Genomic DNA, 14,495 nt, shown 5'->3' with positions numbered 1-14,495 from the left:
GTGATTAAAGTATTCATGGTATGTTAACAAACTTACATAAATTGGGAACGCCAGCAGAAAATTCAATTTGGATCGCCGGAGCCGCCCGCAGCGGCAAAACCGCTCGCTTAGTCGAGCAGTTCTGCCTTTGGAGCGAAACCGTCAAGTCTTTGCCTGCAACACTTTCGAGCCGCGGGCGTTCCGGGCGGCGGCGGGCGGGACAAACAGCCCCAGCAATTTTAGTCTTAGCAGCTAACGGAGAGAATCGGCTGGAATTGGCCGATCGCATCGCTGCAGCTACCCAAGCAAAATATGCCTTTCACTCAACAACACCCTTCGGTTTTTTTGAGCAGGAAGTATTGCTATTTTGGCCGCTGCTAGTTGAGTCACTGGATTTGAAGGCTCAATTTCCCCTGCGGCTGCAACCTGAAACAGAATTGGAACTTGCCGCGAGACTCTGGCGTCGCGAATTAGACGAAGGCATTTTGCAACAAACAGGGGTAAGTCCAAACCGAATGGTGCGTCGAACTCTAGACTTATTACAACTTGCTGCTGTCAGCGGTACGCCCAGAGAAGAAATTAAGAGCATTTTGGAACAGGGATTTGCTCTCTCAGACGGCTCGAACAGCCTGTGGACGAGCATGGGAGAGTTGCTCGAAAGGTGGCGGGAATGGTGCTTGACGCGGGGGCTGCTGACTTACGGGATTGTTTGCGAGCTCTACTGGCGGTATTTGTTGCCAAATCCGGCTTACCAGCAGCAGTTGGCTTCTAGATACCAAGCTGTGATTGCAGATGATGTTGACGATTATCCGGCCATCAGCCGCCATTTGTTCGATCGAATGCTCGATCGAGGCGCAGCGGGGGCGTTCTCCTACAATCGGGATGGAGGAGTGCGTTTGGGTTTGGGGGCCGACACCGAATACCTGGCCCAACTCGAAAGCCGGTGTCAAAGGGTGGAAAATTTGGACGCAAAAGCCGGTTTAGCCCTAGAAATTGGAGATTTAGCGGTAAGTTTAGCAGTGAATACTGAGGGTTTTTATCCTTTAGGCTTGACTTTGCCAGGATCGGTTCGATCGCTCGAAACAACTTCCCGCGCTCAACTGCTGCGAGAAACCGCCGAAATTATTGTAGATGCGGTGAAATCACAAGCCGTAGAGCCGCAAGAAATCGCCGTAATTGCTCCGGGGATGGACGCGATCGCCCGTTACAGCTTAACCGAAATTCTAGCCAGATCGGGTATCGCCACCGAATCTCTCAACGATCAGCGTCCCCTATCGACTACGCCAGAGATTCGAGCTTTGCTGACTTTGTTAGCATTAGTTTATCCGGGACTTGGCCGTTTAGTCGATCGAGACGCAGTAGCCGAAATGCTGGTAATTTTAGGCAGCCAGAAACACCGGGAAGCAGTGGAAACAGAAGATTCCCAGCCCAATAATTTCCACCTAAAATCTCAAATCCCAAACGCCAAATCGATCGATCCAGTGAGAGCAGGTTTAATCGCCGATAGCTGTTTTTGTCCAAATGTCGATCGACCTCAACTGCTGGAAATTAAAGTATTTCCCCGGTGGGACAGACTGGGACACCGAGCCGCTCGGGCCTGCGAGCAGATTGTCGAATGGATCGAACAGCAGCGGTTGCAACAGCAAGAGCGGCTGTTACCGAGTCCAATAGCCCTGCTCGATCGAGCGATCCAGAAATTTCTGATCGGCGACAGATACCTAGCGGGCGATCGGCTAGCAGCCCTGCGGGAACTAATGGAAACCGCCGCCCACTACTGGGAAATACACGGGCGAATGCAGCGCCAAGAACCAACAAACAGCAGCGACTCAGAAACCATCGCCCAGTTCATCCAATTATTGCGCCAAGGAACCGTCACAGCCAACCCGTTTCCAGTTGGTCTAGAAGGCCCAGCAGCCCGAACCGTCACCCTCGCCAACATCTTCCAGTACCGCAGCAGCCGCCGCGCCCACAAATGGCACTTTTGGCTCGATGCCGGCTCCCCCCTGTGGCTGAGCGGCGGTGCGGCGACACTGTTTGGAGCTCCCTTATTTTTGCGATCGCAACTGGGGCGTCCCTGGGAAACCGAAGACGAAACCGCGGCCGACCAACAGCGGCTGCGGCGAATTCTGGTAGATTTGTTAAGTCGCTGTTCGGTGCTTTACCTTTGCCACAGCGAACTAGCCGTCAACGGACAAGAGCAAACCGGGCCACTTGTGCCCCTCATTCAGAGCGCTGTTTCTTGTCAGCAGTCAGGCATTGGGCATTCGGCATTCGGCATTCGACATTCAACTTGAGCAAAGAAAATTATGAATGCCAAAATTTTTATTTTTTTCCCCTCTGGATAGCTAGTGCAGGCTGACTGGAAGTCAGACTTTTAGGTTCGAGCCAAATCTAGCGATATTAAAGTATACCCAAAACAGGCATCAGAACTTGCAAGCATTAATATTTTGGGCTCAAAAAAAACCTGAGTTAAGAAATATCTATAGCCCTGGCAATTTTGATTTAGTATGCTAGAAAAGATCGAGATTATTAATCAATAATAATGCCAAATCCGAGTTAGCTATCCCCTCGATCACCTGACTCTTCTCTTGACTCTTCTTCTCTTCGCGCTTTAGCGCTGACGCGCCGCTTCGCGTACTGCGTCTTCGCAGTTCGATCGTAAAGGGGGTATATTACCCGGATTTGGTATCAGCCAGATTTGTGGCAACAAACTGATATTAATCAGTTCTTAAAGTTAATCGGGATAGTCGTTTAAAGGAGCCAAAATAATGCCCAGTGCAGTACCAATTGTAATAATTGAGCCGACGCCGACGCCGACACCGGAGCCAACGCCAACACCAACACCGGAGCCGACGCCAACTCCAACTCCAACTCCGGCTCCCACTCCCACTCCGGCTCCAACTCCCGCTCCAACTCCCACCCCCACTCCCTCCGACGACACATTTGGCGGCTTTGACGACACCTTGGGCGGAGGCGCGGGTACCCAACCATCAACGCTCGGAGGCGTGATCCGGGGCACAGACACCAACGACTCCTTAGTTGGCAGCATCGGCCCCGACGTGATTTCCGGGCTGCAAGGCAACGATACCGTGCAAGCATCCGAGGGCGACGATTTACTGTTTGGCAACGAGGATGACGACTTGCTGTTCGGCGGGCCCGGCAACGACGTACTCGACGGCGGTTCAGGACTCGATACCATCTACGGAGGCAAAAACAACGACTCCCTCGACGGGGGAAACAACCCCGACCTCCTGTACGGCAACGACGGCAACGACACGGTAATCGGAGGCGAAGGCAGAGACACGGCTTACGGCGGCAAAGGCGGCGACAGCTTGCGCGGGGGCTCTGGCGACGATAGCTTTTCGGGCGATCGAGGCGACGACATCGTGTGGGGCGACGAAGGTAACGACTCGCTCTTCGGCGGCGACGGCGAAGACTTGCTGTTTGGCAACGAAGGAGGCGACTGGCTCTACGGAGACGCGGGTGCGGACACAATATTTGCAGGCGACGGCGACGACATCGTGTTCGGCGGTGCAGGAGACGACATCATCGACGGCGGCGCTGGCAACGACGTGCTGTGGGGCGACGAAGGCAAAGACATCGTGGCAGGAGGCGAAGGCAGAGATGTCTTTGTCATCGGTGGCTTCAGTTCCCCCAGCGGCAGCAGCAGCGACGGCACTAACCCGGCATTTGTGACCACAGGCGGCCCGGATATCGCCGATGCCGACATTTTCACAGACTTTCGCCAAGGCGAAGATTCGATCGGACTCAGCGGCGACCTCAAATTTGAAGATTTGGTAATCTTCCAAAGCACCGACAGCAAAGCCGGCAGCGCAATTATTCGCAACGGAGTCAGCGGCGACTTTTTAGCAGTATTGCCGGGAGTTGACAGCAGAACCCTGGGACGCAGTTCCTTTGTAATTGCCCCTACAGTTCCCGGCAGCGCCACCCCGCTGCCCCTACCCACGCCGAGTCCTTCTCCGACGCCGACGCCGACGCCGACACCGACAGCAAGTCCGACACCGACGCCGACAGACAGTCCGACGCCGACACCGACAGACAGTCCGACGCCGACACCGAGTCCGACACCGATGTTCCCGACGCCGACAGCGAGTCCGACGCCGATGTTCCCGACGCCGACAGCAAGTCCGACACCGACACCGACACCGAGTCCGACACCAAATCCTCTGCCCTTCCCAAATCAGGCGCCCAGAGCAGTTAACGACAACTTCACCACGGTTTCGGGTCAAGAACTCAGTCTCAACGTTCTGTTCAACGACACCGATCCGGAGAATGACTCTTTGACTGTCACGACTTTTACCCCAACAGCCAAAGGAAACCTGACTCCCTTTGGTGGCGGCCTATTCAAATACACCCCAAATCCAGGCTTCTCAGGTACTGACAGCTTCAGTTACTCGATCGCAGACAGCAGCGGCGGCACGAGTCAGGCGGTAGTAACCATCAACGTCAGCAGCCCGCCGCAGCTAGAAGTTAACGGCGGTGTGGTGGTTGCCAAAAGTGCTCCCACCCAGACAATCACCTCCGCAGATTTGTTAGTAACAGATCCCGACAACCCGCCGTCGGAAATCGTTTACACAATTACCAAAGCCCCCGACGCCACCAGAGGTTTTGTCCAAAGGGGAACCACCTTTCTCAACGTCGGCGGCCAATTCAGCCAAGACGATATCAACAACAACATTGTCAAATACAACTTGCTGGCGGCAGGCAGCAGCGACAGTTTCACGTTTACAGCTTCCGACGGATCTGCAACGATCGGGCCTGCATCCTTCAGCATTACGGTGGTTGACAGCATTGTCGATCGCACCCAACTCCCTGCCAGCAGCTTTACAGGCAGCAACCTCAGCGACTTCATCATCGGCGGGGCCGGCAACGATACCCTCTCTGGAGGCGACGGCAACGACATTATCGACGGCAGGGGCGGCGACGACCTCGAATTCGGTGAGGGAGGCAACGACTCGCTGCTAGGTTCGATCGGCAACGACACCCTCGACGGCGGGCTCGGCAACGACACCATCGACGGCGAAGACGGCATCGACTCCCTAATCGGCGGAATCGGCAACGACCTGATGTTCGGCGGCAACGACAACGACATCATCCAGGGCGGCGACAACGGCGACACCATCGACGGCGGAACGGGCAACGACTCGATATTGGGAGAAGCCGGCGAAGACTCGATACTTGGAGGCACCGGCACCGACACCTTATTGGGCGGTTTAGGCGACGACACCATCGACGGCGGCGCAGGGGACGACATCATCGACGGCAGCCTCGGCAGAAACTTGCTAGACGGCGGCATCAATAACGATTTCATCTCCGGCGGCGACAGCGAAGACACAATTTTGGGCAACGAAGGCAGCGACACAGCACTCGGAGGTTCGGGCAACGACTACATTTTGGGCGAGGGCGGCAGCGACTCCCTGTTCGGCGAAGCGGGCGACGACACCGTAGACGGCGGCGGTGGCAGCGACTGTCTCAGCGGCGCTTTCGGCAACGACTTGGTGTTGGGCGGCGATGACAACGACTCGCTTTCCGGCGGTGCCGGCAATGACATTTTGGGTGGCGGAAACGGTTCTGACTTGCTCACTGGCGATGCCGGCAATGATTTCTTCTACTACGAAACTCCGAGTGAAGGTGTGGATATTATTGCCGACTTTAATGCCAACGGCACCGGCACAGACAGATTCTTGTTCAGGTCAGCGAATTTCGCCGGTTTAACCAACTCTGGAACTACTAACGATTTCACCAGTTTTATCGTCAGAAATATCGGCAGCAGCGGCGACAATATCAGCAAGCAATCAGTCATTTTGTTTGAATCTAAATTTGACAACGCTCAAGCAGTGAATGCAGTGTTGAAGAATCAAAACGGTTCGACCAAAGCTGGAGCTTTCTTCGTCTACCTGAACAATACTTTTAACAAGTACGTTCTCGGGTTCGACCCAAATGTGGCGGATGACAGTCTCCCAGCTTTCGATTTGGCAGTTTTGAATTCTATTCCTACAGTGCCGGGAGCTCTGAGCACCGTCATTACTGCCTCTGACTTTAAGTTTATTTAGTAGTTAGTTTTTGAGTAGCGTCGCAAGGAGTCGAAACAATGCCGAGTGCAGTACCGCTAAATATTATTATCGAACCGGAGACCTCGCCTACGCCGTCGCCGGGGACTTCTCCAACGATGACGGGGACTTCTCCAACCATGACGGGGACTTCTCCAACGATGACGGGGACTTCTCCAACCATGACGGGGACTTCTCCAACCATGACGGGGACTTCTCCAACCATGACGGGGACTTCTCCAACCATGACGGGGACTTCTCCAACCATGACGGGGACTTCTCCAACCATGACGGGGACTGGTCCGGGGATTTCGGTCACGCCGGTGCCGCGGCCAGTTCCGACTGTACCCACGCCTCCCCCAGAGCCGGTTTTCGTCGATGGCTTAGTTGTGGGAAACGAGGCGAATAACTACTTAGTCGGCAGTTTGTTCAACGACACGATTTCCGGGAATATCGGTGACGACACGATTCTGAGTCGGGACGGGGACGATATTGTCAGGGGCGATGACGGCGACGATTCTCTCAACGGGGGCGCCGGTAAAGATATCGTTGAAGGCGGGCGCGGCAATGACACGGCGCGGGGCGGCAAAGACGATGATTTGGTTTCTGGGGACTTTGGTGCTGATGCAGCTTTTGGCGACCAGGGGAACGATATTGTTTTGGGTGCTGAAGGTAACGACACGCTGTACGGCGGTAAAGGCAATGACTGTCTGCGCGGCGGTGCCGAGGATGACCTGATTTTTGGCGACAAGGGCAGTGACACTATTTTTGGCGACACTGGTAACGACTGCCTGATCGGCGCTAGGGGTAATGATATTTTGTTGGGCGGCGACGGGGGCGATGTCATCAGCGGTGGTGTTGGTAATGATACTGGTGATGGCGGTGAGGGTGATGACCTGATATTCGGGGGAGATGACAACGATTCTCTGTCTGGAGATGCTGGGGATGATATTCTTTCGGGCGATCGCGGGTCTGATACTCTGACAGGAGGCGACGGTTCGGATATCTTTGTTCTGGGTAGGGTGGGCACGTCGCCTGGTGGCAGCGGGTTTCTGACTACTGGCGGCCGCGACATCGGGGATGCCGATTTAATTAGAGATTTTAAGCCGGAGGATTCGATCGGTCTGGCTGGAGGTCTAAACTTTACACAGTTAGAAATCTTCCAGGGTCAAGGCTCGAATTCTAGCAACACGATTATTCGGGACAGGCAAACTGGCGAATTTTTGGCGGTGTTGGTGGATGTGCGATCGAACTCGCTAGATGAATCTCGGTTCACTACAGCTCAAATACCCCGCGTAGAGGACAATCCCTTCACAATTGTGGGGACAAGTCCTTCTCCAACTCCGGGAACGGGAACAAGTCCTTCTCCGACTCCGGCGGGAACAACTCCTTCTCCAACTCCATCGCCGGGAACAACTCCTTCTCCGACTCCGGCTCCAACTCCGACTCCGGCTCCAACTCCGGCTCCAACTCCATCTCCGGCTCCAACTCCAACTCCGGCTCCAACTCCGACTCCGGCTCCAACTCCGACTCCGGCTCCGGCACCGACTCCAACTCCGGCACCGGGGACAAGTCCGAGTCCGACTCCATCACCGTCACCGGGGACAACTCCGAGTCCAACTCCGTCGCCGGGGACATTGCCGACACAGGTTCCGAGTCCGACACCGACACCGACTGCGGGCGGGACAATTCCGAGTCCGAGTCCTTCCATCGTCCCGACTCCGACTGCTGCTACTCCAACTCCTCCACCTTTCGGCGGGGGGCCGACTCCGCCGAGTTTTACGTCTCCGACTCCTAATGAGCCGCCGATCGTGGAAACTGGCAAGACGCTGACTGGTTTGCAAAATTTGCCCCTGTCTCTGAGCATTTCTGCGCCCAGTGACCCGGAGGGCCAAGCGCTGTCGGTCAGCGTAGCTGGACTCCCCAATCCGACTTTCGGCCAAGTAGTTGTCGGTACGAGTCCGCTGGCGATCAACCAAAAATTGACGGTTCAGGAGTTGCTGGGCTTGCAGTTCCAACCTAAAGCTGATGCGATCGGGCAAGCGGGCTCTTTCAGCTACAGCGTGGCTGACGACCAAGGCGGCACGGCGGCAGCCTCAGTCGCAATTAACATCAATTCTTTCGATACCTCGGTAACTGTTCCAACTACTCTGTCGCCGATTGTTGGCGATGATGGCATCGTATTTACGAGTACGAATAATTTGCTGCCGACTTTCATCGATGTGCTCGCCAACGATTCGAGCCCGCAAAAAGGGCCGCTGAGCATTATCAATGTCGGTACGCCAACACAGGGCATAGCTGTCAATCTGGGCGATCGGGTGCAGTTCATCCCCGGCAACGTAGCGGGTACCACTACTTTCACCTACAGCGTCAGCGACGGATTCGGGACGCTTCCGGGCGTAGGTACTGTCACCGTTGGCATCTTGCCGGCCGATACGGGCCCCAACAAATTGATTGGAGGCTCGTTGCCGGACAATTTGAACGGTTTGCTCGGCAGCGATACTGTTGACGGGCAAGGCGGCAGCGATACGATTAATGGCGGTTTGGATAACGATGTATTGATCGGAGGCGAGGGGGCAGATACGATGAGCGGAGGCGGCGGCAGCAATCAATTCCGCTATACTAGCCCTGCTGAGGGTGGGCCGGTGTTTGATGCGGCTTCTTCGGCTGCGATCGGTGCTGCGATCGCCACGGGCGGATACGATGTGATTACCGATTTTAGCGGTCTCGGCGTGCCGATCGAGGATCAGTTTAATTTTGCCCCCGGATTCCCGAATCTGAGCGGCAACAGTCAAGTTCAACTGAACGTGCAGACAACTGTTTCTGCAAATGTTTTGGGAGGAACCGCTTTCTTGTTTGCCTACGATTCCGGTGGCAATACTTACATCATTTATGACGGCAATGGTAATAACGTCACCGGCAACGATTCTCAGATTTTGGCGAAGTTAAACGGTGTAACTGGGGTTTCTTCTCTTTCGGGATTTGACTTTACTTTTATCTAGAAAGTCATTAGTCATTAGTCATTGGTCATTAGTTGTTGGTCATTGGTCATTAGTTATATCAATTCCGGTTGCACTCCTTAACAGTTAACAGTTAACAGTTAACAGTTAACATCATTCCGATGCAACCGGAAACGATATAACAACTAAGAGGGCGGGCACGCACCATCCACCGCCCCTACCAACTAAAAACTAAATCCGATCGTCCTCAGAAAAAAGTCCCAACAAAGGGCCGAGAATAGCGCCGAAAACAAAGCCGCCGGCGTGAGCCCAGTAGGCAACTCCCCCGGATTCCATGCCGACATTTGCCGGGGCATTTAAGGATGCCAAACCGCTGAGTGCTTGCTGTGCAAACCAAAATCCGAGAAAGAAGAAAGCGGGGACTCTGACGGTGGTAATAAAGATTCCTAACGGCAGCAGTGTTAGAACTTTGGCTTGGGGATATTTGAGAATGTATGCGCCCATCACGCCTGCGATCGCGCCGCTAGCACCCAGGGACGGAATGGCTGATGCTGAGGAAAAAAACCACTGAGTTAGTGATGCTAAAACGCCGCAGGTAAGGTAAAATATTATAAATTTGATGTGTCCTAAACGCTCTTCTACGTTGTTGCCAAAAATCCACAGAAATAACATATTTCCGGCAATGTGGAGAAAGCCTGCGTGCAGGAATTGGGAGCTAATTAGGGTAGTCCATTCGGGAAATGGCGAAACTGGCAGCGCTACCCGACACATATTGCTTAGCTGGCAAGGAACTACCGCCCAAGAGTAGAAAAATTCCGTTAATTGGCGATCGTCCAAGGAGAGTTCGTACAAAAATACTAATACGTTTGCAGCAATCAGCCCGTAGGTAACGTAGGGAGTGATACTGATCGGGTTTTCGTCGCGTAAGGGAACCACAGCCGTTTTTTCCTCAAAATCAAAAATATTGGCAACAGGATAGCGTATTTATCGCCAAGCTGTCTCCTGTCTAGAGGAAGATGGTTGATTTTTTCACCTTGGTGGGTGCGGCGGTATCCCAGCACTACTACAAACGATTAACGTAATTCTCCCATTTCTAATTTTCCCAGTACAATTAAACTTTCTAAGTCTTCCACTGCATCGGGAAGGTAAGTTTTCACTGTATTTCTTACTAATTCTAAGGCAGTTTCGTCGGCCCCTCCCAACATCCGCGTCAAGTCGCCCATATCTATACCGCGACTGGCTTGCAATTTCATTATAATTAAATAAGGCAATCGGATAATTGGCAAGTTATCGGGGGCGATGTTGGGGTTGGCGATCGCTTCTGTAACCCAAGGTTGTTGTGATTCAAGAACATCCAAAATACTACCGTCTGGTAGTTGCCAACTACTGCCACCAATGCTGAGTTCTCCAACTTTTATACTGCCAGTTGCCGCTAATTCTTGATATAGATTTTCGGCATCATCAGTTAATACTAAAATATCTAGATCGTCAGTCATGCGTTCTGGCATATAAAGCCTGGTAGCAATTCCTCCTACAACAACAAATTGAGTTTGTTTGATAATAGCTTTAATGTTAGTCACGGGAGTGTTCCAAGTTCTTTTTTTGAGAAATTCTAAGCTGCTGCCGCTACCGGGACGGCATCGGCGAAGGGCGATTTCAAGGTAAATTTTTCGTCTTTGTTCGGCAAGTTGCATATATTGCATATTCATTTTTACATTTATATCTTAATCCTCATATTTCTATGAAAACTCCTACACTTTCTACAGCCATGATACTCACCGCGCACAAAGCATAAATTCCCGTTCCTACGGCTACTTGTACTGTGTCTGCATTGAGGATTTTGATGAGCTTCCAGCTATCTCCATTTTTTTGATAAAGCGTCCAGGAACGAATGTTTTTATCGGCGGGATTTTTCCACTGCAAAATATTGCTGTTGCCAACTTTTTGGACTACGGCTGATGCGGGAGGGGCTGGCCGCGTTCCATTTTGCCAAGGCATCACGGGAACGAGTGCGGGTTGCGCGTATGTAGTGGATTTGAAATTATCGTATATTTTTTGGCGGTTGTCGCTAAATGCTTTCATGCTGAAGAAAACATTGCCTAAAGCTAACTTTTGTTTGGAGTTGCGCGTAATCTCAATTTGATTGTTGATTTCGGCTACATTCCATTTCTGACCGTCAAGCTTTCCTAAGTTATTTCCCACATAAATATGTCGGTTTTGCGGGTTGTTTTCTAGCCACCATTGCAGCAAAACTGGATAGCTTTGAGCTGTTTGGTCGATGCGCCAATAAAGTTGCGGATTGAGATAATCTACCCAACCAGAGACTAACCATTTTTTGGCATCGGCGTAAAGTGTTTCGTAGGCATCTAAACCGCGACTTTGGGGCGGCTGGCCGGGGCGATATATCCCGAAGGGACTGATGCCGAATTTAACGTTGGGTTTGGCTGCTCGAATTCCTTCTCCTAGTCTTTTAACTAGCTTGTTAACATTTTCCCGACGCCAATCTCCTAAATTCATTTTTCCGCCTCGGGAAACATAACTATTGTAAATCTTGCTGTCGGGAAATTCTTTGCCGGCAATTGGATAAGGATAGAAATAATCGTCGAAGTGAACGCCGTCTATATCGTAGCGCTTTACTACGTCTAAAATTACGTTGTAAGTTTTTTCTAACACTAAATCAATTCCCGGATCCATCCACCAGTCGTCGCCCCACGGATAAACGCATTCGGGATTGGTAACAGAGATGTGCGGGCTGACGTTGGGAGGGGTTTGGGTATAAGAAACTTTGGCGCGGTAGGGATTGAACCAAGCGTGAACTTCGATGTTGCGTTTGTGGCTTTCTGCAACGGCAAATGTTAAAGGGTCATAATAAGGTTCTGGTGGTTTTCCTTGAGTTCCTGTCAGCCATGAACTCCAAGGTTCTAATTGTGAGGCGTAAAGGGCGTCGCCTGCTGCTCTAATTTGGAGGATAATTGCATTGAAATTCATTTCTTGCAGCCTGTCAAGAATTCTCAGCATTTCGTTTTTTTGCTGTTCTGTTGAGAGTTTGTTGCTGAAGGGCCAGTCAATATTCCACACTGATGTTATCCAAACTCCGCGAAATTCTCGCTGGTGGTTGACGTAAACTTGGGGTCTGGGAACTTTGCTGAGAACTATAATATATTGATTGTATATTGCTGGCGCTTTTTTGAGATACACTAATGCTTGATAAACCCAGGCTGAAATGTCGGCTCTGGTGGCGCTTCCGGCGGGATTTAATAAGTTTAAATTTGGATAGTTTACGACTATTTCGGATTGGGTGGCTATGACGATCGCATTTTTGGCATAGTTGGGAATTTCTGTGGTATCTTGGTAAATGTTTGATAGGATAAGATTGCTTGTTGGTACACTATTTGAGCCAAATATTCCGCTAACTAAGGCAACTAATGCCTCGGCTCTGGTAATCCTGTTTTCGGGTTTGAACAGGTTGTCGGGATAGCCGGAGATAAACCCTCTTTTGTATGCTGTTTGAATGGCGGCGGCGGCCCAGTGGGTGGCGGGAACGTCGATAAAGGGAATGTAGGGCCGTTTGTCGGGTATGGGAAAGGCTTTGCTGACAATGGCGGCAAATTGGGCGCGGGTGAGGTTGCTGTTGGGGCGAAAAGTGCGATCGGGAAATCCGCTGATAACTGCCCGTTCTGCTAAGCCGTCAATGAATATTTTTGCCCAACTATTTTGAATGTCTGAGAAGCGATTTGTGCTGGAAACCATAGTTATTTAATAATCGGGAATTTGGCATTGTTGACTGTTGGCTGTTGGCTGTTGACTGTTGACTGTTGGCTGTTGACTGTTGACTGTTGACTGTTGACTGTTGGCTGTTGACTGTTGGCTGTTGGCTAATAACAACTAACCAATAACAACTAACCAATAACAACTAACCAATAACAACTATCAACTGTCAACTATCAACTATCAACTGTCAACAGTCAACTGACTACAATAAACCTGCATTTTCGTACAAAAGCCGGATGATATTGATGATTTTTTGTCCGTATAAGGGGTCAGAATTCCAGCGACCTACAAGTTCGTTGACGGTGGGGGCGACGCCGCGCTTGACAAAGCGAAAACGCACGTTTTCTTTAACTAAAGGTTGCTCGATGGGTTCGGTGCTGCCGTAAGCTTTTAGGTGCTGAATTTGTGCTCTAATTCCTGTCCGGGCGTCGGGAAATGAGATGCCGGAATTTGTGGGGCTGATGAATCCCATGTCGGCAAAGTTAAATTGTTCTGGTTTGACTGCAATGCCAAACTTGAGATAGTTTGTTTCTAAACACATTTGGCAAAAAGCTACGTCGTGGTTTACGCCTTCTGCGGCTGATTCTTGCACGTAGATTTGAGGTAAATTAGGAAAGTTTGTCAGTGCTTTACTGTTGTTTTTTGTCAGAAATGCTGACATTTGTTGGGCGGTAGTTTGACCGCGGCCCATGATTTTGCCAATTCCTGCAAGGATGTCGCGGCGCGATCGCAGCAATACTGATGTTGTAGACTGATCCCATGCTACGGAGATATCCCGATCGCGCAAATCGATCGCCCGCACGAATACTACTCCATTGTACGTAATTCGGCGATCGACTGCCTCTGGTTCAACGTTGAGAAAATCTAGAACTTCGGAAGGGACAAAGGAATTTCCGTTCACCAAAATGCCTTTTTCTTCGTAGGGCACACCGTTGATTTGGATATTAATTAAGGGATAAACTAAAGGTTTTGGTGCGGGTGTGGGTGCGGGTGTGGGTGCGGGAGTCGGTGCGGGAGTCGGTGCGGGAGTCGGTGTTGGCAAGGGTTTCAAATCCGTATTTTTTAACCAAGCTTCGAGTCCGTCAGCGAGTCCGAGGGCGACATCGCGGCGGCGAGTTTGAATAATTCGCAAGTCGTCGGGATTGGTCAAAAAACCGAGTTCAATCAGTAGCGAAGGAATGTTCACGCGCCGACAAAATGCGAGGCTACCAACACCGGCTTCAGTATCTGGTTTTGCGCCGCGATTCGGTATTTCTCGGCACCTGCGTAAATAGCCGTTTAAAATTAACTCCGCATCTGCTTTTCGCTTGGGGTTGCTGCCAATATAAAACGCGGTAGCACCGCGAACTTGGGGATTAGAAAAAGCATCGCCGTGAATTTCTACTGCTACATCTCCGGCGAGGCTGCGGTTGTTGATCCAAGCGATAGTTTCTACCAAACTCAGAGTATCGGGCACGGAGAAAGTGTTGATGCCTCGCTGCCGCAATTCGGCTACTACTAAGTCGCGAGTTTGGATCATTTCCTGGGCTTCGGTTGTGCCAAGCGCGATCGCCCCCATATCCCGCAAGCTGCCTTCAAACCCGCCGTGTCCCGCTGAAACAAAAATATAACCCATTTAATAAACTCTCCACCTTGCAGTTAATTTAGCGTCTGCATTTTAGTCTTGGGTTTAATTTTACCGCAAAGGCGTATATTTTATTACTGCACAGCAAAT

General features: G+C 51.4%; 8 protein-coding genes. 3 read left to right on the top strand and 5 right to left on the bottom strand.

Annotation, left to right across the window (positions count from 1 at the left end):
* Window positions 1-20 precede the first annotated feature (20 nt).
* The 3 genes from WBA89_RS03830 to WBA89_RS03820 all read left to right on the top strand — a co-directional run bounded on the left by WBA89_RS03830 (window position 21) and on the right by WBA89_RS03820 (window position 9,052).
* Entirely contained in the window at window positions 21-2,273 is a 2,253-nt protein-coding gene (locus WBA89_RS03830; protein ID WP_424404207.1) for a recombinase family protein, read from the top strand.
* A 474-nt stretch (window positions 2,274-2,747) separates the two neighbouring features.
* Complete coding sequence (locus WBA89_RS03825) at window positions 2,748-6,053, top strand: Ig-like domain-containing protein (RefSeq protein ID WP_424404206.1); 3,306 nt, start codon at window positions 2,748-2,750, stop codon at window positions 6,051-6,053.
* A 38-nt stretch (window positions 6,054-6,091) separates the two neighbouring features.
* The gene (locus tag WBA89_RS03820; RefSeq protein WP_424404205.1) at window positions 6,092-9,052 is read left to right on the top strand and encodes an Ig-like domain-containing protein; all 2,961 of its coding nucleotides are present in this window, start codon (window positions 6,092-6,094) and stop codon (window positions 9,050-9,052) included.
* Window positions 9,053-9,241: 189 nt separating this feature from the next.
* On the opposite strand, the gene WBA89_RS03815 is transcribed toward WBA89_RS03820, so the two are convergent.
* The 5 genes from WBA89_RS03815 to WBA89_RS03795 all read right to left on the bottom strand — a co-directional run bounded on the left by WBA89_RS03815 (window position 9,242) and on the right by WBA89_RS03795 (window position 14,396).
* The gene (locus WBA89_RS03815; RefSeq protein WP_424404204.1) at window positions 9,242-9,946 is read right to left on the bottom strand and encodes a rhomboid family intramembrane serine protease; all 705 of its coding nucleotides are present in this window, start codon (window positions 9,944-9,946) and stop codon (window positions 9,242-9,244) included.
* Window positions 9,947-10,083: 137 nt separating this feature from the next.
* Window positions 10,084-10,713 carry a hypothetical protein gene (locus WBA89_RS03810; protein WP_424404203.1) on the bottom strand — a complete coding sequence of 210 codons (630 nt, stop codon included), beginning with the start codon at window positions 10,711-10,713 and terminating at the stop codon, window positions 10,084-10,086.
* Between the two features lie 28 nt (window positions 10,714-10,741).
* Window positions 10,742-12,760, bottom strand: a complete 2,019-nt coding sequence (locus tag WBA89_RS03805; RefSeq protein ID WP_424404202.1) for a glycoside hydrolase family 10 protein — start codon at window positions 12,758-12,760, stop codon at window positions 10,742-10,744.
* Between the two features lie 6 nt (window positions 12,761-12,766).
* Window positions 12,767-12,895 carry a hypothetical protein gene (locus WBA89_RS03800; protein ID WP_424404201.1) on the bottom strand — a complete coding sequence of 43 codons (129 nt, stop codon included), beginning with the start codon at window positions 12,893-12,895 and terminating at the stop codon, window positions 12,767-12,769.
* 88 nt (window positions 12,896-12,983) lie between these two features.
* Window positions 12,984-14,396 (bottom strand): N-acetylmuramoyl-L-alanine amidase, encoded by a 1,413-nt coding sequence (locus tag WBA89_RS03795; RefSeq protein WP_424404200.1) that lies wholly within the window; start codon window positions 14,394-14,396, stop codon window positions 12,984-12,986.
* Window positions 14,397-14,495: the final 99 nt, after the last annotated feature.

It is taken from the genome of Microcoleus sp. (assembly GCF_049646505.1).
Classification (GTDB): Bacteria; Cyanobacteriota; Cyanobacteriia; order Cyanobacteriales; family Microcoleaceae; genus Microcoleus.
The sequence above is the reverse complement of the archived record's forward strand: the minus strand, read 5'-3'. Positions and strand labels throughout refer to the sequence as shown.

What these genes read in the sequence shown, in the direction of transcription:
- WBA89_RS03830 (WP_424404207.1), top strand. Translation starts at nt 21, where the DNA reads ATGTTAACAAACTTACATAAATTGGGAACGCCAGCAGAAAATTCAATT.
- WBA89_RS03825 (WP_424404206.1), top strand. Translation starts at nt 2,748, where the DNA reads ATGCCCAGTGCAGTACCAATTGTAATAATTGAGCCGACGCCGACGCCG.
- WBA89_RS03820 (WP_424404205.1), top strand. Translation starts at nt 6,092, where the DNA reads ATGCCGAGTGCAGTACCGCTAAATATTATTATCGAACCGGAGACCTCG.
- WBA89_RS03810 (WP_424404203.1), bottom strand. Translation starts at nt 10,713, where the DNA reads ATGCAATATATGCAACTTGCCGAACAAAGACGAAAAATTTACCTTGAA.
- WBA89_RS03805 (WP_424404202.1), bottom strand. Translation starts at nt 12,760, where the DNA reads ATGGTTTCCAGCACAAATCGCTTCTCAGACATTCAAAATAGTTGGGCA.
- WBA89_RS03795 (WP_424404200.1), bottom strand. Translation starts at nt 14,396, where the DNA reads ATGGGTTATATTTTTGTTTCAGCGGGACACGGCGGGTTTGAAGGCAGC.